The organism is Thermochromatium tepidum ATCC 43061 (assembly GCF_009664085.1).
GTDB classification, from domain to species: Bacteria; Pseudomonadota; Gammaproteobacteria; order Chromatiales; family Chromatiaceae; genus Thermochromatium; species Thermochromatium tepidum.
The window spans coordinates 2,292,343-2,313,776 of sequence record NZ_CP039268.1 but is presented as its reverse complement, the minus strand read 5'-3'; the positions used below and the strand labels follow the sequence as shown (position 1 = coordinate 2,313,776).

General features: G+C 65.0%; 17 protein-coding genes. 12 read left to right on the top strand and 5 right to left on the bottom strand.

From position 1 onward, the window contains the following. Positions 1–32: 32 nt before the first annotated feature. On the bottom strand, positions 33–1,205 hold the full coding sequence (gene argE, locus E6P07_RS10640) for an acetylornithine deacetylase (protein WP_153975580.1): 1,173 nt from the start codon (positions 1,203–1,205) through the stop codon (positions 33–35). Positions 1,206–1,326: 121 nt separating this feature from the next. Between argE and E6P07_RS10635 the strand changes: the two genes are divergently transcribed. The 5 genes from E6P07_RS10635 (at position 1,327) to E6P07_RS10615 (ending at position 6,444) form a co-directional block, all read left to right on the top strand. Beyond that, positions 1,327–2,448 carry a GNAT family N-acetyltransferase/peptidase C39 family protein gene (locus E6P07_RS10635; RefSeq protein WP_153975579.1) on the top strand — a complete coding sequence of 374 codons (1,122 nt, stop codon included), beginning with the start codon at positions 1,327–1,329 and terminating at the stop codon, positions 2,446–2,448. 15 nt (positions 2,449–2,463) lie between these two features. Then, positions 2,464–3,951: a RimK family protein gene (locus E6P07_RS10630; RefSeq protein WP_153975578.1), complete on the top strand. Its 1,488-nt coding sequence runs from the start codon at positions 2,464–2,466 to the stop codon at positions 3,949–3,951. Positions 3,952–3,972: 21 nt separating this feature from the next. Continuing rightward, on the top strand, positions 3,973–4,227 hold the full coding sequence (locus E6P07_RS10625) for a hypothetical protein (RefSeq protein ID WP_153975577.1): 255 nt from the start codon (positions 3,973–3,975) through the stop codon (positions 4,225–4,227). 19 nt (positions 4,228–4,246) lie between these two features. Next, entirely contained in the window at positions 4,247–5,713 is a 1,467-nt protein-coding gene (locus tag E6P07_RS10620) for an RsmB/NOP family class I SAM-dependent RNA methyltransferase (protein WP_153975576.1), read from the top strand. Between the two features lie 62 nt (positions 5,714–5,775). Then, the gene (locus E6P07_RS10615; protein ID WP_153975575.1) at positions 5,776–6,444 is read left to right on the top strand and encodes a carboxypeptidase regulatory-like domain-containing protein; all 669 of its coding nucleotides are present in this window, start codon (positions 5,776–5,778) and stop codon (positions 6,442–6,444) included. A gap of 367 nt (positions 6,445–6,811) precedes the next feature. Here E6P07_RS10615 and E6P07_RS10610 read toward each other — a convergent pair whose 3' ends face one another. Next, positions 6,812–7,426, bottom strand: a complete 615-nt coding sequence (locus E6P07_RS10610) for a TetR/AcrR family transcriptional regulator (protein WP_153975574.1) — start codon at positions 7,424–7,426, stop codon at positions 6,812–6,814. A 124-nt stretch (positions 7,427–7,550) separates the two neighbouring features. Between E6P07_RS10610 and E6P07_RS10605 the strand changes: the two genes are divergently transcribed. Further along, positions 7,551–8,741, top strand: coding sequence for an efflux RND transporter periplasmic adaptor subunit (locus E6P07_RS10605; protein ID WP_153975573.1), 1,191 nt, complete (start codon positions 7,551–7,553; stop codon positions 8,739–8,741). Positions 8,742–8,772: 31 nt separating this feature from the next. Next, on the top strand, positions 8,773–11,901 hold the full coding sequence (locus E6P07_RS10600; protein WP_153975572.1) for an efflux RND transporter permease subunit: 3,129 nt from the start codon (positions 8,773–8,775) through the stop codon (positions 11,899–11,901). On the opposite strand, the gene E6P07_RS10595 is transcribed toward E6P07_RS10600, so the two are convergent. The 3 genes from E6P07_RS10595 to pomA are packed head-to-tail and all read right to left on the bottom strand — an operon-like array spanning position 11,898 to position 14,213. After that, complete coding sequence (locus E6P07_RS10595) at positions 11,898–12,569, bottom strand: PilZ domain-containing protein (protein WP_153975571.1); 672 nt, start codon at positions 12,567–12,569, stop codon at positions 11,898–11,900. The two genes, E6P07_RS10600 and E6P07_RS10595, sit on opposite strands and share 4 nt — an antisense overlap. After that, a complete protein-coding gene (gene tssL, locus E6P07_RS10590) occupies positions 12,569–13,420 on the bottom strand; it encodes a type VI secretion system protein TssL, long form (protein ID WP_153975570.1) in 852 nt (283 codons plus the stop codon). The genes E6P07_RS10595 and tssL overlap by 1 nt, the downstream gene beginning before the upstream one ends. A 34-nt stretch (positions 13,421–13,454) precedes the next feature. Then, a complete protein-coding gene (pomA, locus tag E6P07_RS10585; protein WP_153975569.1) occupies positions 13,455–14,213 on the bottom strand; it encodes a flagellar motor protein PomA in 759 nt (252 codons plus the stop codon). Between the two features lie 161 nt (positions 14,214–14,374). On the opposite strand from pomA, the gene E6P07_RS10580 reads away from it, so the two are divergent. The 5 genes from E6P07_RS10580 (at position 14,375) to E6P07_RS10560 (ending at position 21,425) form a co-directional block, all read left to right on the top strand. Then, complete coding sequence (locus E6P07_RS10580) at positions 14,375–16,453, top strand: YgiQ family radical SAM protein (RefSeq protein WP_153975568.1); 2,079 nt, start codon at positions 14,375–14,377, stop codon at positions 16,451–16,453. A 195-nt stretch (positions 16,454–16,648) separates the two neighbouring features. Continuing rightward, complete coding sequence (gene pmbA, locus E6P07_RS10575; protein WP_153976213.1) at positions 16,649–17,998, top strand: metalloprotease PmbA; 1,350 nt, start codon at positions 16,649–16,651, stop codon at positions 17,996–17,998. A gap of 7 nt (positions 17,999–18,005) precedes the next feature. Beyond that, entirely contained in the window at positions 18,006–19,220 is a 1,215-nt protein-coding gene (gene serB, locus E6P07_RS10570; RefSeq protein ID WP_153975567.1) for a phosphoserine phosphatase SerB, read from the top strand. Further along, positions 19,201–20,271, top strand: a complete 1,071-nt coding sequence (locus E6P07_RS10565; protein WP_246172820.1) for an ATP-grasp domain-containing protein — start codon at positions 19,201–19,203, stop codon at positions 20,269–20,271. Before serB ends, E6P07_RS10565 begins: the two co-directional genes overlap by 20 nt. Then, positions 20,268–21,425, top strand: a complete 1,158-nt coding sequence (locus tag E6P07_RS10560) for a phosphoribosyltransferase domain-containing protein (protein WP_153975566.1) — start codon at positions 20,268–20,270, stop codon at positions 21,423–21,425. The genes E6P07_RS10565 and E6P07_RS10560 overlap by 4 nt, the downstream gene beginning before the upstream one ends. The last annotated feature ends 9 nt before the right edge of the window (positions 21,426–21,434 follow it).

The following is a 21,434-nucleotide window of genomic DNA, read 5'->3' as shown; positions in this document are numbered from 1 at the left end:
GGCGGCGGGTCGATCCCGGTGTCCTGAAGGATTCAGCCTGTGATGGCCTCGGCCTCGACACAAAAACGCCGAATGAGCGCGCGCAGCAGCTCGAGCATCGGCGGGATGCGGTCCAGTGCCAGGAATTCATCGGGCTGATGGGCCTGGGCGATATCGCCCGGCCCTAGGATCAGGGTCTCCATCCCAAGCCGGTTCAAAAACGGCATCTCGGTGCCGAAGTTGACCGCCTCGGCCGCCTGTCCGGTCAGCGCCTCGCAGACACGCACGATCGCCGCCGTCGCCGGGGTCTCGGCTGGGGGGATGGGTGTAAACAGCGGTTCGACCGACCATTGGAGTCTGCGCCGGTGGGCGACCTCGGCGACCCGCTCTGCCAGGGCGGTGCGCAGTTCCACCGGATCCATCCCAGGCAGGAGACGCAGGTCCAGATGCAGCTCGCATTCACCGCAGATGCGGTTTGGATTGTCGCCGCCATGGATGTGGCCCAGATTGACGGTGGGGTAGGGGACCGCAAAGGCGGTATGCCGATGGGTCTTCTGCAACTCGGTGCGCCAGTCGAGGATGACCGACATCACCGCATGCATGCCATCGAGCGCGTTGTTGCCCAGACTCGGATCACTGGCATGGCCGCTGCGTCCGATCAGCCGCACCGCCTCGCCCATCACCCCCTTGTGCAGACGCACCGGGCGCAGGCTGGTCGGCTCGCCGATGAGGGCATGGCGCCCGAGCGGGCGTCCAGCCTCGGCGAGGGCGCGCGCGCCGTGCATGGCCGATTCCTCGTCGGCAGTGGCCAGGATCATCAGCGGGCATTTGAGATCCGAGGCGCGGAATGGACGCGCCGCCTCCAGCGCCAGCGCGAAGAAGGACTTCATGTCCGAGGTGCCAAGCCCGTAATAGCGCCCATCGGCCTCGGTCAGCCTGAGCGGGTCATGGGTCCAGAGCGGTGCGTCGAAGGGGACGGTATCCGTGTGACCCGAGAGCACCAGACCGCCGGGGCCGGAGCCGAGTGTGCCGAGCAGGTTGAACTTGCCCGGATGTCCAGGGACCGGCAGGATCTCGGCGCGGAATCCGGCGCTCTCCATCCAGCCGGCCAGCAGACTGACCAGTGGTTCATTGCTCTGGTCGAGGGCGGGTGTGACGCTGCTCACCGATGGCGTTTCGATCAACCCTGCGAGCATGGTCTTGAGGGGTGGGGGCTGGGTGGTCATGGTCTACCGAGGGCGCTCCGGGTAGCGAGGGCGATGGTTGGGGTGATCTTGCGTTTTTTAGGCCACACTGTAGATTGCTGCCCGTGCAAGCTGCAATGGAAATCACCTAAGCGCGCCCTTTGTGTCAACGCCCTCCGACACCCCGCCATTCGTCATCCGCCCGGCCCTCCTCAGCGATCTGAGCGCCCTGCTGCGTCTGGAACAGGACTGTTTCGCAGGCGATCGCATCAACCGGCGCCAGTTCCGCTATCTGCTCACGCGCGGACATGCGAGTACCCTGGTGGCCGAGGCCGATGGCGAGCTGCTAGGTTATGTGCTGGTGCTCTTTAGCCGCGCCACCTCGGTCGCCCGGCTCTATTCGATCGCCATCGCCGAACACGCGCGCAGGCGCGGGATCGGTCGCGCCCTGGTCGCCGCTGCCGAGCAGGCGGCCTGGGCGCAGGAGCGTGCCTATATGCGTCTAGAGATCCGGCGCGACAACCTGGCCTCGCAACAGCTGTTCGAGCGCGCCGGCTATCGGCGCTTCGGGGTGCTCTCGGATTATTACGAAGACCACACGGAGGCGCTGCGCTACGAGAAGGCGATGGCGCCCGGTCTCAAACCCGAGCTCAAGCGTGTCCCCTTCTACGAGCAGACCCTGGACTTTACCTGTGGCCCCTCGTCGCTGATGATGGCCATGCAGGCACTGCGCCCGAGTCTGGAACTGAGCCGTACCCTGGAGCTGCGTATCTGGCGCGAATCCACCACCATCTTCATGACCTCGGGGCATGGTGGCTGTGGCCCAATCGGGCTGGCGCTGGCCGCCCAGCGCCGGAACTTCGCCGTCGAGGTCCATGTCAACGACACCGGCGTGCCGCTGGTCGATTCAGTCCGCAGCCCCGAGAAGAAAGAGGTCATGCGTCTGGTCCATGAGGACATGCTCGCCGAGGCCGAGCAGCTCGGCATCCCGATTCACTATCAGACCCTGAGCATCCAGGACATCCAGCAGCGCTGGGATGCCGGTGCCGTGCCCCTGGTGCTGATCAGCTCCTACCGCATCTATGGCGAGAAGTTCCCGCACTGGGTCGTGATCACAGGGTTCGACGAGCACTTCGTCTATGTCCATGACCCCTATGTCGATTACGACAACGGCGAGACCGCCATCGACTCTATCGACATGCCGATCCGGCGCGACGAATTCACCCGCATGGCCCGCTATGGCCGGGTCGGCTTGCAGGCCGTCGTGCTCGTCTCCAGCCCCTGAACGAATGCGATCCACATGGCCGAACATCTCCTGTTGGTGGAACAGCCGGGCGATTGGAGGCCTGGCTTTCCGCGTCTGCCCGTGGTCACGGCGCGCGACTATCTGGCCGGCGGCGAGCTGGCGGCCAAGCGTGATCTGCGCGTCATCAACCTCTGCCGCAGTTATCGCTATCTCTCGCTCGGCTATTACTGCTCCTTGCTGGCCGAGGCGCGCGGTCACAAGGTCATCCCGACGGTGCGCACCATCCAGGAGCTCTCCAGCCGCGAGCTCTACGACCTGGCGACCGAGGAGCTCAACACCCTGGCACAGCGTCTGCTTGGGCGGCGCAAGGCCAGTGCGCTCACCCCGACCGCCTATGAGCTGACGATCTGCTTTGGTCAGTGTGATGTGAAGGAATTGCAGCCCCTGGCGCGGCTGATCTTCGAGACCTTTCGTTGTCCCATCCTCAGGGTCGAGTTCCGGCTCCACGGCACCTGGCGCATCGGCGCGATCAAGGCGTTGTCGATCACGAGCATCACCAATGAGACCGAGGGTCCGCTGTTTGCGGCATTGGAGGGCTATCTGTCCAAGCGCTGGCGCCAACCGCGCGCGCGCCTGTCCTATCGCTATGACCTGGCGATCCTCTACGACCCGGCCGAGGAGCTGCCGCCTTCGGACCCCAAGGCGCTGGCGCGCTTCGTCAAGGCTGGCAAGAGTCAGGGCGTGAACGTCGAGCTCATCCAGCGCAAGGACTACAGCCGGCTCGCCGAGTACGACGCGCTCTTCATCCGCGAGACCACCCGGATCGGGCACCACACCTTCCGCTTCGCCAAGAAGGCCGACAGTGAGGGGCTGGTCGTCATCGATGATCCAGACTCCATCCTGCGCTGCACCAACAAGGTCTATCTGGCCGAACTCCTGGCCGCGCATCGCATCCCCCGGCCCAAGACCCTGGTGCTGCGCAAGGAACAACTGCTGGAGGCCGAGGAGCGGATCGGCTATCCGGTGGTGCTCAAGATCCCGGAGGGCTCCTTCTCGCGCGGTGTCCACAAGGCCGAGGATCGGGCCAGCCTGACCCGCATCGCGGCGCGCTTGTTCAAGGAGTCCGATCTGATCCTGGCCCAGGAATTTCTCTATACCCCCTTTGATTGGCGCATCGGCATCCTCGGACGCCAGCCCTTCTATGCCTGCAAGTATCTGATGAGCCGTGATCATTGGCAGATCGTCAAGCACGAGAGCGACGGGCGCCACGTCGAGGGGGGCTATGAGACGCTCGCCATCGCGGATGTTCCGCCGGCCGTCATCCGTACCGCACTCAAGGCGGCGGATCTGATCGGCGATGGGCTCTATGGTGTTGACCTCAAGGAGACGCCCGCGGGTCCGGTCGTGATCGAGGTCAACGACAATCCCAGTCTGGATGCCGGGGTCGAGGATGGGGTGCTGGGCGATGCGCTCTATGCGCGCCTGATCGCCGAGTTCGTCCGGCGGCTCGATCGGCGGCGTCAGGCCAAGGCGGACAAATAGACAGGCGCGAGGTTTCAGGGAATGGCGAACGTGCTGTCTAAGCTCAGCGATTCCTCTCCGCGTTCCAAGACGCCTCCTAGGCGCATCGCTGCCAGAGTTCTCGGCGAGCACTTGGTCGAGCGTCGACTCGATCGCGCCGCCGCCCTGGAGCTGACGCCGACCAATCAACCCGTGTCGCGTTCGCTCTCGCAGGCCACCAGTATCCGCAACCTGTTTGCCGAATTCGCTGGGTGCTTGCTGGCCGCACGCGAGGCTGACCAAGGGTCATTTGAATAGAAAGGGGTCATACTCAGTCATGAACCAACGCACCGCCCGCGTCAGCGCGGCCTCGCTTCTCAGGCCCGACCAGATCGCCGCCTCCTGGCTCGCACGCTATCGCGATCTGGTCGACGACTGGGACGCCTTCGCCGAAGCACTTGGTCGCCCCTTACCGGTCACGCTCTGGGCCAATCCGGGGCGGATCTCGGTCGCGGCGCTGACCGAGCTGCTCGTCGAGCAGGGGCTGTCGCCACAACCGATCCAGGGGCTGCCCAACGCCCTGAACCTCCCGCCCGAGTTCCGGGCCGGTCAGCAGTGGTGGTACTGCGTGGGCCTGGCCCATGCGCAGGAGGCCGTCTCGCAGCTGCCGGTGACGCTCATGGACCTCAAGCCCGGTCAGCGCGTGCTCGACATGTGCGCCGCTCCCGGCGGCAAAACCGCCCAGATCGCCTTTGCGCTCGACAACCGGGGCACGGTCGTCGCCAACGATATCTCATACGCGCGCCTCAAGGCGCTCCAGGGCAATCTGGATCGGCTCGGTGTGCTCAATGTGACCACGACCCAGAGCGATGCGAGCAACTGGCCAAGCGCCGGCGGTCAGTTCGACCGCATCCTGCTCGATGCCCCCTGCTCCGCTGAGGGCACCCTCCGGCGCCATCCGTCCCTGTTGCAGCGACTGGATCCGTCCGACGCCGAGCGGTTCGGGTCGCGCCAGCGCGCCCTGTTGCGCAAGGCGGTGCAGCGTTGCCGTCCCGGTGGTCTGATCCTGTATTCGACCTGCACCTTCGCGCCCGAGGAAAATGAGCTGGTGGTGGCCGACATCCTGGCCGAGTGCGACGGCAGGCTCAGGCTGAGGGCCATCGACATCCCCGGTTTCGACACCGCGCCCGGTGTGACCCAGTGGCAGGGTCGTGTGCTACCGCCTGAACTCGCACGATGCCGGCGTTTTTGGCCCCACCGCAACGACACCGGCGGATTTTTCATCGCGTTGCTGGAGAAGGACGCCGGGCTCTCGCCAGAACCCGAGCCAGAACTCGCCACCCTAGACGGGGACGGGCACGATGAATGGCTGGAGGGACTGCGGTCCAAGTATGGGCTGCCCGAGGGCTATTGGTGCCGCTACCGCGTCCACCGTCAGACCAGGCGCGGTCTGCATCTGATGGCCGCCGATCATGCCCCGCCCGCCGTCCCCCCGGCTGCGGGGCACGGGCTCTTCTTCCATCGCACCAATGTCCACCCGCCCAAGCCCACCACCAGCGGGGCCCTGCTCATTGGACCAGAGGTGACGCGCTTTCGGCTCGAACTCAGCCGCAAACAGCGCGATGCCTATCTGCGGCGCGAGACCTTCGCGCCCACGCGCGAACAGCGGGCCGTCCATCCGCCGGGACAGGTCATCGCCAGCTATCGCGGTTATGCGCTTGGTATCGCCATCCTGCATCGCTCGGGCGTCATCGAGAGCCAGTTCCCGAGCCGCTGGAGCGGTCAGGCGGCGGGGACGGACTGACTAAAATCCACTATCCTCCCCGTAGGGTTTTGGAATCATCGGAATGCCATCTGAGGTGCCTTATGACACGCATCGACCTGTGTTTGAGAATCAGCCTGGTACTGGTGCTGACCCTACCGATGGGCGTTGCCTTGGCCCAGGCCCAGTACGAGTCGGCGCCGCCGGCGCCGGTCGAACAGGGGCTGAGGACTGAATGGGCCATCGCGCCCGAGGATGAACCGCCGCCGACCCAGGTGCAGCTCCCAGAGGGTACGGTGCTGCAAGAGGGCCTGTTGTTGCCGCCCGGGACCATCCTCCCGGGTGGCGCCATCCTGCCTGCTGAACCGTCCGCGCCCGTCCAGCCTCAGCCTCAGCCTCAGCCTACTCCCATACCGACCCCAGCACCCGCGCCCCTGCCTGCCGCCGACCTGACCAGCGGTGTGCCCTATATCAGCGGCGGCATCGGTGTCTCGGAGCGCACCGAGATGCAGGAGGTCAAATCCAAATTCAACCTGCGCCTGCTCTTTGCTGTTGCCGGCTCCGGGTCCTATCTGGCCAATGTACGGGTACGTATCGACGATGCCGCCGGACCGACCCTACTCGAGGCCGTCTCACAGGGCCCGTGGTTCTATGCCAAGCTGGCACCGGGGCGCTATGTCCTCCAGGTCGACAACGCCGGTCAGGTCCAGACCCGCACGATCGAGATACCGGCCACGGGCGCTGTGGAACAAGCCTTCTATTGGAACGACTAGGCCGGAAGCGGATGGCGCCCTTTATTAACCAGCCCTCAAAAAGATGTGGATCGCGCTGAAGGCGCTCCTACCCACCCACGCCTCCCGTAGGGGCGGCTTTAGACGCGATCTTGGCAGATGTGGATCGCGCCTGAAGGCGCTCCTATACAGAGACGCCGACCCGCTTTGCCGAGATCTACCTTGACAGGGCCACGGCTTGAAATTGTTCTATCGTTCACGGACCGCTCGAAGCGTGTTGCAGCTTTCTTATCCGATGGTCTTGATGGAATAGTGGGGGCCGTCGCACCCACACAGGTGCCCATCCTGGGCCGATACCGGGACGAGGCGGGCTGAGATACTCCATGGATGGAGTGTTTCCGTATTTCCTTCAGTTGCCATCGATGAAGGTCCGCAACGCGGTACGGATCAGCGGGGCCAAGGCGGCGCGATCCAGATCGGGGTGATTGACGATCCGGACCATCAATCCATCGAACAGCGCCATCAAGAGCTCGGTCACGGCCTCGGCATCCGCAGTGTCAGCCTGGCGCCCCAGCCCCTGGCGTGCCCGTCCCAGGACCCCGATCAGACGGTCGCGCTTGATGCGATCGGCCGCGCGCACGCTGGCCGCGACGCGCGGGTTGCGCGCCGCCTCGGCCAGGATCTCCAGCTCCAGGGCGGCGTGGTCTAGATTCGCCTTCTCGTTCAATCCCAGGTCGACGCGATCGATCAGCGCCTGAAACACGTCCTCGGCGTTCTCGAATTGGCGCACCAGCTCCAGCGACTGCTCCAGCCTGCGCTCGACCAGGGCCGCGATGATCGCCTCCTTGTTGGCGAAGAAGTGATAGATGTGCCCCGCGCTCATCCCAGACGCCTGGGAGAGCGCGGCGATGCTGGTGCCATGAAAGCCCTCGCGCGCAAAGCAGTACGCAGCGGCATCGAGGATCTGACGTCGGCGCGCCTGGGCGCGCGTCTGTTCTGGGTCGGGTTGGGTCGTCAGGGTCATGCTGGGGTCGCTCCTCGTTCTTGGGTCATGCCTTGGTGCTTGACGAATCGGCCTCGAATGCCTAGATTGAACGCTCATTCTAGAGTGGGCATTCTATATATCCTAATCTTCTTTCGAGGTGTGCATGAACCCCTTGATCCCTTGGCCTTGGGCCTGTGCCTGGCTAGGCGTGCTGATTGTGGCAGTCGCCAGCGGTGGCTGTGGGCGCTCGGCGCCGCCCGGTCCACCACCGGGCGGACCCGGTGGTCCAGGTGGACTGCCACCCGAGGTGGGCATCCTGACACTCCAGAGACACGCAGTGGCCCTGACCACCGAGCTACCAGGGCGTGCAGCCGCTTATCGGATCGCCGAGGTTCGCCCCCAGGTTGGCGGCATCATCAAGGAGCGGCTGTTTCAGGAAGGCGCATTGATCCACTCGGGACAGGTGCTCTATCAGATCGACCCGTCCGTCTATCAGTCGACCTACAACAGCGCCCAGGCCGCGCTCAACCGCTCACGCGCCACCTTCGAGCGTGCCCGGCTCAAGGCCGAACGCTACGCCAATCTGCTCAAGGCCAAGGCCATCAGTCAGGAGGACTTCGACGATGCCGAGGCCGCGCTCAAGGAGGCCGCCGCCGGCGTGGCAGTCGATGAGGCCCAGTTGGCACGCGCGCGCATTGATCTCGAATACACCCGAGTCACGGCACCGATCGGCGGGCGCATCGGGCGCTCGTCCGTGACCCAGGGCGCACTGGTCACCGCCAATCAGGAACTGGCCTTGGCGACCATCCAGCAGCTCGATCCCATCTATGTCGATCTCACCCAATCGAGCGCGCAACTGCTGCGTCTGCGCCGCGCCCTGGAGGACGGGCGTCTGAAGCGTCCCGAAGGTGATCAGCCGCGCGTGACCCTGGTGCTGGAGGACGGCAGCGACTATCCGCTCGCCGGGCGGCTTGCGTTCTCCGAGGTCAGCGTCGATCCGAGCACGGGCGCGGTCACGCTGCGCGCGATCGTCCCCAATCCGGATCATGTCCTGCTACCTGGCATGTTCGTGCGGGCCCGGGTGGAGGAGGGTACGCGGCCGGAGGCGATCCTGGTCCCGCAACGGGCGGTGCAGCGCGACCGGCGTGGCCGGCCCTATGCCCTGGTGCTGAACGCCGCGGGCCTGGTCGAGCAGCGCCTGCTCGAGATCGATCGGGCACTGGACAGCGACTGGCTGGTCGATGCGGGTCTGGAGGCCGGTGACCGCCTGATCCTCGATGGTCTGCAGAAGGTGCGTCCAGGCGACAAGGCCCAGCCCGTGGTGCTCGACCAGCCATTGACTACCGAGCACTGACCACCGACCACTGATCACCGAGCATCCCACCATGGCCCGTTTCTTCATCGACCGACCCGTCTTCGCCTGGGTCATCGCCCTCGTCATCATGCTGGCCGGGCTGCTGTCGATCCGTATCCTGCCCGTTGCGCAATATCCCGCCATCGCCCCGCCGGCGATCGCCATCACCGCCATCTATCCCGGCGCCTCGGCCCAGACCGTCGAGGACGCGGTGACTCAGGTCATCGAGCAGCAGATGAATGGTCTCGATGGTCTGCGCTATCTGTCCTCGACCAGCGAGTCCAACGGTGTTGCGACCATCACACTCACCTTCGAGAACGGCGTCAATCCCGACCTGGCTCAGATGCAGGTCCAAAACAAGCTGCAACTGGCCACGGCCCTCCTCCCGGACGAGGTGGTACGCCAGGGGATCCAGGTCGCGAAATCCGTGCGCAACTTTTTGATGGTGGTGGCCTTCGTCTCGCGCGATGGGCGCCTGAGCAATGCCGATCTCGCCGACTATGCCGCCAGCCTGGTCAAGGATCCGATCAGCCGCGTCCCCGGGGTGGGCGAGGTCACCCTGTTTGAGACCCAGTACGCGATGCGCGTCTGGCTCGATCCCAATCGGCTCAACCAGTACCGACTGACGCCGAGCGACGTGATCGCGGCGATCGAGGCCGAGAATGCCCAGGTCTCGGCCGGTCAGCTGGGCGCCCTCCCTGCGCTGGAGGGCCAACAACTCAATGTCACCGTCAATGTCCAGGATCGTTTGAATACCCCGGATGCGTTCGGCGCCATCCGGCTGCGTACCCAGGCCGACGGCTCGACCGTGCATCTGCGCGATGTCGCCCGCATCGAGCTGGGCAGCGAGAGCTACGGCAAGATGGCGCGTCACAATGGCAGCCCGGCCGCCGGCATGGCGATCCGGCTGGCCGCCGGTGCCAATGCGCTGGAGACGTCCGATGCGGTCAAGCGCAAGATCGCCGAACTCTCGGCCTTCTTCCCAGCGGGGATGGAGGCGGTCTATCCCTATGACACCACACCCTTCGTGCGTATCTCGATCAGCGAGGTGGTCAAGACCCTGATCGAGGCGGTGATCCTGGTAGTCATCGTTATGTATCTATTCCTCCAGAACCTGCGCGCGACCCTGATCCCGGCCATCGCGGTGCCCGTGGTGCTCTTGGGGACCTTTGGCGTCCTGGCGGCCTTCGGTTTCGGCATCAATACCCTGACCCTGTTTGCGATGGTGCTGGCGATCGGACTCTTGGTCGACGACGCCATCGTGGTGGTCGAGAACGTCGAGCGCGTGATGCACGAGGACGGATTGCCGCCCAAGGAGGCGACGCGCAAATCCATGGATCAGATCACCAGCGCCCTGATCGGCATCGCCCTGGTGCTCGCGGCAGTGTTCGTGCCCATGGCCTTCTTCGGCGGATCGACCGGGGTCATCTATCGCCAGTTCTCGATCACCATTGTCTCGGCCATGCTGCTGTCGGTGGTGGTGGCGCTCACCTTAAGTCCGGCCCTGGCCGCCTCGCTGCTCAAGCCCAGGCCGTCCGGGCCGCGGTCTGGGTTCTTCGGTTGGTTCAACCGCAACTTCCAGCGCAGCGTCGATCTCTACAGCAAGGGTGTGGCTGGCATCGCGCGGCGACGCTGGATCTTCCTGGTGGTCTATCTGGGGCTGGTCGGCATGCTGATCGTGCTGCACGAGCGCATGACGACGGCGTTCCTCCCCGACGAGGATCAGGGCATCCTGATCATGCAGGTCACGCTGCCCTCGGGGGCGACGCTCGAACGCACGCGCGCGGTGCTCGAACAGGTCGAGAGACACTTCCTGGAGGACGAAAAGGCGGCGGTCAAGGAGCTCATCACCGTGGCCGGCTTCAGCTTTGCTGGTCAGGGTCAGAACATGGCCATCGGCTTCGTCAAGCTCAGGGACTGGTCGGAACGTCGGCGGCCCGATCTGCACGTCAAGGCGGTGGCCGGACGGGCGATGATGGCCTTCTCGCGCATCCGCGACGCGCGCGTCTTTGCCTTCCCGCCGCCGGCGGTCATCGAGCTGGGCACGGCCTCGGGCTGGGATGTGCAGTTACAGGACAAGGGTGGCGTCGGACGCGCGGTGCTGGCCGAGGCGCGCGGTCAATTCCTCGGGATGGCGATGCAGGATCCGCGCTTGATCGCGGTGCGTCCGAACGGACGCGAGGACGAGGCCCAGTATCAGGTCGAGGTCGATCGCACCAAGGCCGGCGCGTTCGGTCTGTCTTTATCCGACATCAATCGCACCCTGGCGATCGCCTGGGGCAGCGCCTATGTCGATGACTTCGTCCACCAGGGTCGAGTCAAGAAGGTCTATGTCCAGGCCGATGCGCCTTATCGGATGGTCCCTGAGGACCTGAACGCCTGGTATGTGCGCAATGCCGAAGGCGACATGGTGCCCTTCTCGGCCTTTGCGACCGGCACCTGGAGCTATGGCTCACCGCGTCTCGAGCGCTACAACGGTCTGCCCTCGGCCGAGATCCTCGGTCAGGCGGCACCTGGATTGAGCACCGGCCAGGCCATGGCCGCCATCGAGGAACTGGCGCGCAAACTGCCGCCTGGGATCGGTCTGGAATGGACCGGGATCTCGTATGAGGAGCGCGCGGCCGGCGCCCAGGCCCCGGCCCTCTATGCCCTCTCGGCACTGGTGGTGTTCCTGGCGCTCGCGGCGCTCTACGAGAGCTGGTCGGTGCCCTTTGCCGTCATGCTGGTGGTGCCGATCGGCGTGCTCGGGGCTGTGGTTGCGGCCCTGGGACGCGGTCTGCCGAGCGACATCTATTTTCAGGTCGGGTTGCTGGCAACGATTGGACTCTCGGCCAAGAACGCGATCCTCATCGTCGAGTTCGCCAAGACGCTCCAGGGGGAGGGGCGCGACGCCTTGGTTGCGGCGCTGGAGGCCGCGCGGATGCGGATCCGACCCATCGTCATGACCTCGCTGGCCTTCGGTTTTGGGGTGCTGCCGCTGGTGCTCAGCACGGGTGCTGGTTCGGGCGGACGGAACGCGATCGGAACCGGTGTGCTCGGCGGCGTGGTCGCCGCGACCCTGCTCGGGGTGCTGTTCGTGCCGTTGTTCTTCGTGCTGATCCGGGGGCGGAGGCGCCCAGCAACCATCGTCACCCCTACGGTCGAGCGCACACCGGCCTAACCGCGGCTGGGTTTGTCCTGGAGTGGCTTGAGGCCGGCCTGGTGGCGCGCCTCGAAGGCCGCCTCGGCCTGGGCCTGGAGGCACAGACGCTGGACGCGATGGACATGGCGGATGATGGCCTCGCGGTCGGCCTCGCGCAGATGCGTGAAGTCGACGGCGACTTGATAATCCTGACCCTCGGTCGCGTCGCAACGCACCACCCGCGCCAGCGCCCGTACATGCACTCGGTCGGGAAAGAGCGTCAGACGCAACTCGACACAGCCGCCGATCTCAAGGGACATCGGCCAGTGGAACCCGATGCCCTGGGCGCTGAGGCAGGCATCCGTGTCAGGCGAGTTCGGAAAGCCCTCGCCATCGCCAATCGCCTGGGCCAGCATCTCGATCTGGGTCTCGATCACCTTGATATAGGCGGCCACGGTCGGGAACTTGTATTCCAGGGCGCGGCGCTCGGGTAGATGCAGGTCGCGGATGGCGTGCAGATCGTTTAGCAGACCCGCGCGCGAACTTGGGGTCTCCAGGCTCTCGATCAGACGGACCTCCTCGTCTGGTCCGAGTGGAACGACCAGCAGACCCAAACGATCTTCGATGCGAAAGTAACGCCGCCGGTCGCGATCCTGATGGTCTTCCGGCTCGGATGCGCTTGGCCGGACTGGCTCGTCTTTGCTCATCATAACCCTTTCTTCGCCTGCGGATTGTTGTCGCCATCGATGTTTTCGAGCAGCGTCTGGGCGCTGCGATCGCCGAGCACCACAATCTCGACGCGGCGATTGTGGGCGCGGCCCTCCAGGGTGTCATTGGAATCGATCGGACGGTTCTCCCCATAGGCACGGATCTCGACGCGCTCGGGGGCGATCCCGCCCTTTTGGGTCATGGTATGGGCCACGGCTGCCGCGCGTGCCGCCGAGAGCACCCAGTTGGAGGGAAACTCGGCCGTCTCGATCGGGACATTGTCGGTGTGTCCAGCAATCAGGATGCGTCCCTCGATTTGATTGAGCGCGTCGGCGATCTTCATCAGCATCGCCTTGAAATCAGGGCTAATCCGGGCCGAGGCCGAGGGGAAGGAACCCTTCTCAAGGATCCGGATGACGACCTGATCGTCGATGGTGTTGATCTCGATCAGACCCTTTTCGATCTCGAGCTTGAGCTCATGCTTGAGATCCTCGGCCTTGTCCTGGGCGTCCTCGACCGCTGGGTCGAGGATCTCGAGCAAGCGCTTGGTTTCGTCCGTGGTCTGTTGCCGGACCTCAGTGACCACGGTCGGCTGCGGCTGGGCCGGTGAGAACTCCTGCATGATGATACTGGTGCCGAGCGGGTCCTGTTGGGCCTCGATGTCGCGCTGCACGCCGAAGGCGGCCTTGAGTGAGCCTGCGACCTGTTTGTACTTGATGACGTCCATCTCGGAGAACGACAACAACAGCACGAAGAAGCACATCATCAGCGACATGAGGTCAGCGAAGGTGGCCATCCATTCGGGCGCACCGGCTGGCGGCGGATCTGGGCATTCGCATTCCTCTACCATGGTACCGGCCTCATTGGATTGAAGTGGGGTGTCGCTAGTCCTTCCCGCTCTGGCGCTGGTTCTCCGGGAGATAGGTCATGAGGAGCTGTTCGAGCACGCGCGGATTCAGACCCTCTTGGATGCCCGAGATCGACTCCAGGATCAGAGTTTTGGAGAGTTTTTCCTCGTTGGCGCGCAGCTTGAGCTTCTCGGCGATCGGGATGGCCACGGCATTGGCAAGTACGGCACCATAGAGTGTCGTCAGGAGCGCCACGGCCATGGCCGGACCGATACTCTTGGGGTCAGACATATTGGACAGCATCTGGACCAGACCGATGAGGGTACCGATCATCCCCATAGCGGGTGCGACCTCGGCCGTGGCCCTGAAGACACTGTAGCCGGCCTCCTGGCGCTGGATGGCCAGATTGATGTCCTTGCTCAGCACCTTCTGCACCACCTCGGGCGGGTGGCCGTCGATACAGAGCGAGATACCGGTCTGGAGGAAGGGATGCGAGATCTGCTTACCCTCCAGGGCGAGCAGGCCCTCGCGACGCGCGATATTGGCTAGGGCCACCGCCTCCTCGATCAGCGACTGGGGCTGGACGGGCTTGGCGAAGAAGGCCCCCATGGCGACCTTAAAACTACCCAGAAATTGACCCAGGGTGGTGCGAAAGAGCACCACGAAGGTGGTACCGACGAACACGATCACGATCGATGGGACATCGATGAAGACCCCGATATCGCCACCGAGCACGATCGCGCCGATCATGACGCCGATGGCGCCAACAAAGCCCAAGAGGGTTGCCAGATCCACGTCATCAACCTCGATTGCAACAACCGCCGGAGCGTCCGATGTACTGAATGAACCATGCAAGAGATGCATTTTCGGTGATTGTGCCCGATGGGTCCAGACATCTTCTCGGCGCCCTGACGCTACAATGCGAATCCGATCGCTGTTCGACGCCCCAGACCACCATGCGCTCTGCCCCTGATCTCTTCTCCTATCGTAAGTACTGGGCCTATAAATTCGGCACCGCCCCCGAGCTGCCGCTCTCGCGCGCCGAGATGGACCTGCTCGGCTGGGACAGTTGCGACATCGTCATCGTCACCGGGGATGCCTATGTTGATCATCCGTCGTTCGGCATGGCGATCATCGGGCGCCTGCTGGAGGCGCAGGGCTTTCGGGTCGGGATCATCGCGCAGCCGGACTGGACCTCGGCGGACGATTTCCGGCGTCTCGGGCGGCCGAATCTGTTCTTCGGCATCACGGCGGGCAACATGGACTCCATGGTCAACCGCTACACCGCCGACCGGCGGGTGCGCTCCGACGATGCCTATACGCCGAACGCCGAGCCCGGACGCCGCCCCGACCGCTCGGTGATCGTCTATGCTCAACGCGCGCGCGAGGCCTATCCGGGGGTGCCCATCGTCATCGGCGGGATCGAGGCCAGTCTGCGCCGCATCGCCCATTTCGACTATTGGTCGGAGACAGTGCGCCGCTCGGTGCTGGTCGACTCCAAGGCCGATCTGCTCATCTACGGTAATGCCGAGCGCGCCATCGTCGAGCTTTCGCACCGCCTGGCGCGCGGCGAACCGATCGAGTCGATCCGCGATCTGCGCGGCACGGCCTTCATGCGGCGGGGGCCTTTGCCGGAGGGTTGGACGGTGATCGACTCGACCCGGCTCGACACGCCTGGACCGCTCAGGCTCCACAATGACCCCTATGAAGACGACCCGCGCTGTGAGCGGCGGGCCGAGGGTGTGCCAGTGGTGACCCTGGCGCCGCGTGCCGGGCGCGACCGGACCGTGATCCGGCTGCCATCTTACGAACAGGTGCGCGACGACCCGGTGCTCTATGCCCATGCCTCGCGCGTCTTTCATCTGGAGACCAACCCGGGCAATGCGCGCGCCCTGGTCCAGGCGCATGGCGATCGGGAGGTCTGGCTCAACCCGCCGCCGATCCCGCTCACCAGTTCCGAACTCGACCGGTTGTATGAACTGCCCTTCGCCCGTCGCCCCCATTCGAGCTATGGCGAGGCGCGACTGCCAGCCTGGGAGATGATCCGGCACTCGATCACCATCCTGCGCGGCTGTTTCGGCGGCTGTACCTTTTGCTCGATCACCGAGCACGAGGGGCGCATCATCCAGAACCGTTCTGAGGACTCGATCCTGCGCGAGATCGGCGAGGTCCGCGACCGCGCACCCGGTTTCACCGGCACCATCTCGGATCTCGGGGGGCCTTCGGCCAACATGTGGTGCCTGGGCTGTCGCGATCCACGTATCGAGGCCGCCTGTCGCAAGCTGTCCTGCGTCTATCCCGACATCTGTCGTAACCTCAACACCGATCACGGCCCCCTGATCCAGCTCTACCGCAAGGCGCGCGCCGTGCCTGGGATCAAACGGGTGCTCATCGCCTCGGGTCTGCGCTACGACCTGGCCATGCGCTCGCCGGCCTACATCCGCGAGCTGGTGACGCACCATGTCGGCGGCTATCTCAAGATCGCGCCCGAGCACACCGAGCCTGGGCCCTTGAGCAAGATGATGAAGCCCGGCATCGGGGTCTTCGATCGCTTCAAGGCGCTCTTTGAGCGCTATTCACGCGAGGCGGGCAAGGAGCAGTATCTAATCCCCTATTTCATCGCCGGCCATCCCGGGACCACCGATGTCGATATGCTCAACCTCGCCGTCTGGCTCAAGCGCCACAGGCTCAGGCTCGATCAGGTCCAGTCCTTTCTGCCGACACCGCTGGCGATCGCCACCGCCATGTATCACACCGGGCGCAATCCGCTAAAACGGGTGACCCGTGACTCAGAAACCGTCTCTGTGGTGCGTGGTCTGCGTCAGCGCCGCTTGCAGAAGGCCTTTTTGCGCTATCACGACCCCGAGAACTGGCCGCTGCTGCGTCAGGCGCTCAAAGACATGGGCCGCGCCGATCTGATCGGCAACGGCAAGCGCCACCTGGTGCCAAGCATCCAGCCACCGGGGACGGGCAGGATGCCCGAGGGTCGGCGTGCCCCGCCCAGGCCGCCCACCAAGAACGCCCGTCGCCGGTAGAGGGGTGAGCGGGGGCGGCATCTGCCATACCCCAAAGGATCACGCCCGCCGGGATCTTCACCGAATCGCTAGGCCAGCGCGTAGATCCCGAACCTGGACACGGATTTTCCGAGTCGAGCTGCTATCATGTCCCCGCAAACCGCTGACAAGGCGACCCCGTCGATCCGAACTCCAGCCGAGACACCACAGTCCACCATGCCCATCCTGACCACAGAGGACACCGCCGAGCGTCTGGCTCGGCTGCAACAGATCATCGAAGACCTCCTCAAGGAAGCCAAGCGCCAGGGCGCGAGCGCCGCCGAGGCCTCGGTCGGCTGCAGCACCGGCCTAGAGGTCTCGGTTCGGCTCGGCGAGGTCGAGACGGTCGAGCACACGCGCGACAACGGTCTGGGCGTCACCCTCTACTTCGGCCAGCGCAAGGGCTCGGCCAGCACCTCGGATCTGAGCCCTGCCGCCGTGCGCGATGCCGTCAGCGCCGCGCGCGCCATCGCTCAGCATACCCAGGACGACCCCTGCGCCCATCTGGCCCCACCCGAACTCATGGCCACAGAGATCCTGGACCTCGATCTCTATCACCCCTGGGCGATCGAGGTCGAGCAGGCGATCGAGCTGGCCATCGCCTGCGAGGACGCCGCGCGTGCCCATGATCCGCGGATCGTCAACTCCGAGGGTGCGAGTCTCTCGACCCACCTCGGCCTCCAGGTCGCCGGCAATACGCATGGCTTCCTCGGCGGCTATGCGAGCACGCGCCACAGCCTCAGCTGCGCCGTGATCGGCCAGGATGGGGAATCGATGCAGCGCGACTATTGGTGGACCACGGCGCGCGCACCTTCCGATCTGGATTCGGCGCAGGCGGTCGGCGTGCGGGCGGCCGAGCGCACGGTCGCGCGGCTCGGCGCGCGGCGGCTCAGCACGCGCGATGCGCCTGTGCTGTTTCGTGCCGAGGTCGCAACCGGACTCCTGCGCCATCTGGTCTCGGCCATCAGCGGCGCCAGTCTCTATCGGCGCTCGAGCTTCCTGCTCGACCAGCTCGGCCAGCCGATCTTCCCCGAGTTCGTGCGCATCCATGAGCAGCCCCATCTGTTGCGTGGACTCTCCAGCGCCCCCTATGACGGCGACGGCGTGGCGACGCGCGCCAAGGATCTGGTGCGCGACGGTGTGCTCCAGACCTATGTGCTCGACACCTATTCGGGCTGCCGGCTGGGGATGCCGACCACGGGCAATGCAGGCGGGGTGCGCAATCTCACCATCGAGATGGGCACACTGGACCGCGACGCACTCCTGCGCGAGATGGGCACCGGGCTGATGGTCACCGAGCTCATGGGCCACGGCGTCAACCTAGTCACGGGCGACTATTCGCGTGGGGTGTCTGGCTTCTGGGTCGAGAACGGTGCGATCCAGTATCCGGTCGAGGAGATCACCATCGCCGGCAACCTCAAGCAGATGTTTGCCGGACTGGTCGCCGTCGGCAATGACTGCGACTTTCCGGGCAGCACCCGCACCGGCTCCTGGCTGATCGAGCGCATGACGATCGCCGGGGAATGAGTGTGCCATGAGTGAAATCGTCCTGATCAATGTCACCGGCGAGGATCGTCCTGGGATCACGGCGACCCTGACCGCCGTCCTCGCCCGTTACCAGGTGCCGATCCTCGACATCGGTCAGTCGACCATCCACAACGCCCTGGCGCTGGGGCTGATGGTCGAGCTGCCCCGGTCCGACTGCGGGGTGTTTAAGGAACTGCTGTTTGGTGCCCATCGCCTGGGTCTGGATATCCGCTTCACGCCCATCACCGAGGATGATTACGAAGGCTGGGTGCGCGAGCAAGGACGCCCGCGTCATATCCTGACCCTGGTCGGACGCGAGATCGAGGCCGAGCACATCGCCCGCGTCGCAGCTGTGGTTGCCGAGCGCGGTCTGAACGTCGACCGCATCGCGCGCCTGACTGGGCGCATCTCGCGCCGCGCGCCTACACCATCGGCGCTGGCCTCGGTCGAGCTTTCGGTGCGCGGCGCCGTGCCCGACCTGACCGAACTCCATGGCGCCTTGCTGGCGCTCGGACGGGTGCTAGACGTCGACATCTCGGTCCAGGAGGACGACATCTTCCGCCGCAACCGGCGGCTGGTGTGCTTTGACATGGACTCGACCCTGATTCAGACCGAGGTCATCGACGAGCTGGCGGCCGCTGCCGGCGTGAGGGCCGAGGTCGCGTCCATCACCGAGGCGGCGATGCGCGGTGAGCTGGACTTCAAGGAGAGCTTCCGGCGACGCCTAGCCCTGCTCAAGGGATTAGACGAATCCGTGCTGGCCGAGATCGCCGCGCGTCTGCCGATTACCGAGGGCGCCGACCGGCTGATTGCCACGCTCAAGCGGCTTGGCTATAAGGTCGCCATCCTCTCGGGCGGCTTCACCTATTTCGCCGAGCATCTCGCCCGGCGCTTCGGCATCGATTATGTCCATGCCAACCGGCTCGAATTCAGGGACGGCAAGCTCACGGGCGAGGTCGCAGGCGAGATCATCGATGGTGCACGCAAGGCTGAGCTCCTGCGCGAGATCGCCGCCCGGGAAGGCATTCGGTTAGAGCAGGTGATTGCGGTCGGTGACGGTGCCAACGACCTGCCGATGCTGGCCATCGCTGGACTCGGTATCGCCTTCCACGCCAAGCCCATCGTCACCGAACAGGCGCGTCATGCCATCGCCACCGTGGGACTCGACGCCATCCTCTATCTGCTTGGGATGCGCGATCGGGATGTCGAGGCCTTGGCCTGAGGACTTGACCCTGACCCGCGTCTGGTTCAATCAGACCTTCTCGAATGTCCGCGCCGTCCTCGACCTCATCCGGCAGGGGGACGCTGACGCTGAGTTTTGCCTGATCTGCACCCACCCGGATCCAGGCTTTCCAGGCTTCCTGGCGGCAGACGAGCATGCCCTGGAGCCCCCCAGGCTAAGCGGCGCCGATTATGTCGAGTTCTGTCTCGAGTTCTGTCGCACCCACCGGATCGAGGCGCTCTGGCCGGGCAAGGAGGCAACTCTGTTGGTCGAGCAGCGCGCGCGCTTCGCCGCCATCGGGGTCCAGGTTCTGGCAGTCGCCACGCCCCAGGTCCTGGGGCTGTTGTACGACAAGGCGCGTTTTGCGCTCGAGGCAAGCCGGTTTCATATTCCCACGCCCGCGACCATCGCCTTTCGCACCGCAGACGAGTTCGAGTCGGCCTACGAGCGGCTGCGCTCTATCCATGAGGTGCTGTGTCTCAAGCCCGCCAAGGGGGTAAACGGCGAGGGCTTTCGCGTCATCCGGGAGGAACATGCAGGGCTGGACGGCCTGGTCCGCGACGGCCTTTACAGTATTCGGCTCGGCTGTCTGCGTCAGTTATTGGTCCAACACCCCCCCGAACAGACCTGGCTGCTGATGGAGTATCTCGCGGGTGATGAATACAGCCTGGATGCGGTCGGTGATGGCCAGCGCCTGATCGCCCTGACCCAACGCTGCAAGCGGGCGGGTGGTGCCTATGGTCAGCGGATCGTCGCGCGGCCTGAGTTGACCCAGGCGGTCTCCGAACTGACCGGGCACTTTGGCCTGAGCGGTCTCTTCAACGTCCAGTTTCGCGAGGGGTCGCATGGCCCGCGTCTGCTGGAGGTCAATCCACGGTTCTCGGGTGGGATCGGCTACACTGGCCCGACAGGACTCAACCTCCCCTATCTGGCGCTGCGCGGCCTGATCCGGGGTTTTAACGCGCAAGACTCTCGGGACGCCCCGCGCTTGGCACCAGAGATGCGGGTCCTGGAGCTGACCCAGTACCAGCACCACGGGGGCGCAGTATGAGCCAGGTGGCCGCGGTCGAACGCACCATCGCCCTGGTCACCGGCAGACTGTGGGTGCGGGTGTATGAATCGGCCTTTGCCCTCGATGCGCTGTGCGGCTTTGCGGCGCGCCACAACCGCCGGCGCGGCTTTCTGTTCCTGAGCAAGGTCTTGGGTAAGCACTGGCCGGTCACGCCGACCCGGATGCGCGAGATTCATACCTATCTGGCTGGTCAGCTCGCCCTGGGCAAGGGCCCCTGTCTGTTCGTCGCCCTGGCTGAGACCGCGACCGGGTTGGGTCAGGGCGTGTTCGAATCCTGGCGCGAACAGCACCCCGAGACCCAGGCGCTGTTCATCCATTCGACCCGCTACCGGATCGCCGGACGCGCGGCGCTCGAGTTTCAAGAAACCCATTGTCACGCCCCCGATCAGCTGCTCTATGTCCCGATCCGGCCCGACTTACGGGCGTGTTTTGAGTCGGCACGCGAGCTCGTCCTGATCGACGACGAGATCAGCACCGGCGATACCCTGTGCCATCTGGTCGACTCCTACCGACGACTCAATCCCGACATCGAGCGCGTCCACTTCGTCTCCATCACCCAATTCGGTGGTGCCGATCGTGCAGCGCGTTTCTCCGCACGCCTGGGGTTGCCGATCGAGTGCGTGGCCGCGCTGCATGGCGAGTTCAGCTTCGAGCCGGCGGCGTCCTGGTCGACCGACGCGCCTCCGCCCGCTGTCGGCGACAACCGACTCGAACCCCACCAGCTCGCCGAGGATCTGGGTCGGTTCGGCCTCGAGCGCCCGATTCGCGTACCGCACGCCGATCTAGAACCCCTGGTCGAGGGGCTAAGACCCGGCGATCCACTCCTGGTCCTGGGCACCGGCGAGTTCATGCATCTTGCCTTCCGGGTCGGGTTGGGGCTGGAATCCTGGGGCTTTCAGGTCGCGGTCCAGGCCACCACCCGCTCGCCGATCTTGATCGGCGCCGACGTTGGGTCGCGACACGTCTTTGCGGACAATTACGGCGAGGGGATCCCGAATTATCTCTATAATGTCGATCCGAGAGACTATGCGCGCCTTATCGTCTGTCACGAGACGCCGCGTGCGGGGCTCGACGCGCTGTTGCAGACCCTAGGGCCGCATCATCGGCTCTATCACCTTGGGTCTGCCGAATAACGATTTGAC

Bases quoted from the DNA above. Each gene is read 5' to 3' on its own strand.
- E6P07_RS10560 (WP_153975566.1), top strand. From the start codon at position 20,268: ATGAGCCAGGTGGCCGCGGTCGAACGCACCATCGCCCTGGTCACCGGC.
- E6P07_RS10620 (WP_153975576.1), top strand. From the start codon at position 4,247: ATGAACCAACGCACCGCCCGCGTCAGCGCGGCCTCGCTTCTCAGGCCC.
- tssL (WP_153975570.1), bottom strand. From the start codon at position 13,420: ATGGTAGAGGAATGCGAATGCCCAGATCCGCCGCCAGCCGGTGCGCCC.
- E6P07_RS10600 (WP_153975572.1), top strand. From the start codon at position 8,773: ATGGCCCGTTTCTTCATCGACCGACCCGTCTTCGCCTGGGTCATCGCC.
- E6P07_RS10595 (WP_153975571.1), bottom strand. From the start codon at position 12,569: ATGAGCAAAGACGAGCCAGTCCGGCCAAGCGCATCCGAGCCGGAAGAC.
- serB (WP_153975567.1), top strand. From the start codon at position 18,006: ATGAGTGAAATCGTCCTGATCAATGTCACCGGCGAGGATCGTCCTGGG.
- E6P07_RS10605 (WP_153975573.1), top strand. From the start codon at position 7,551: ATGAACCCCTTGATCCCTTGGCCTTGGGCCTGTGCCTGGCTAGGCGTG.
- E6P07_RS10565 (WP_246172820.1), top strand. From the start codon at position 19,201: ATGTCGAGGCCTTGGCCTGAGGACTTGACCCTGACCCGCGTCTGGTTC.
- argE (WP_153975580.1), bottom strand. From the start codon at position 1,205: ATGACCACCCAGCCCCCACCCCTCAAGACCATGCTCGCAGGGTTGATC.
- E6P07_RS10615 (WP_153975575.1), top strand. From the start codon at position 5,776: ATGACACGCATCGACCTGTGTTTGAGAATCAGCCTGGTACTGGTGCTG.
- E6P07_RS10625 (WP_153975577.1), top strand. From the start codon at position 3,973: ATGGCGAACGTGCTGTCTAAGCTCAGCGATTCCTCTCCGCGTTCCAAG.
- E6P07_RS10630 (WP_153975578.1), top strand. From the start codon at position 2,464: ATGGCCGAACATCTCCTGTTGGTGGAACAGCCGGGCGATTGGAGGCCT.
- pmbA (WP_153976213.1), top strand. From the start codon at position 16,649: ATGCCCATCCTGACCACAGAGGACACCGCCGAGCGTCTGGCTCGGCTG.
- E6P07_RS10580 (WP_153975568.1), top strand. From the start codon at position 14,375: ATGCGCTCTGCCCCTGATCTCTTCTCCTATCGTAAGTACTGGGCCTAT.
- E6P07_RS10610 (WP_153975574.1), bottom strand. From the start codon at position 7,426: ATGACCCTGACGACCCAACCCGACCCAGAACAGACGCGCGCCCAGGCG.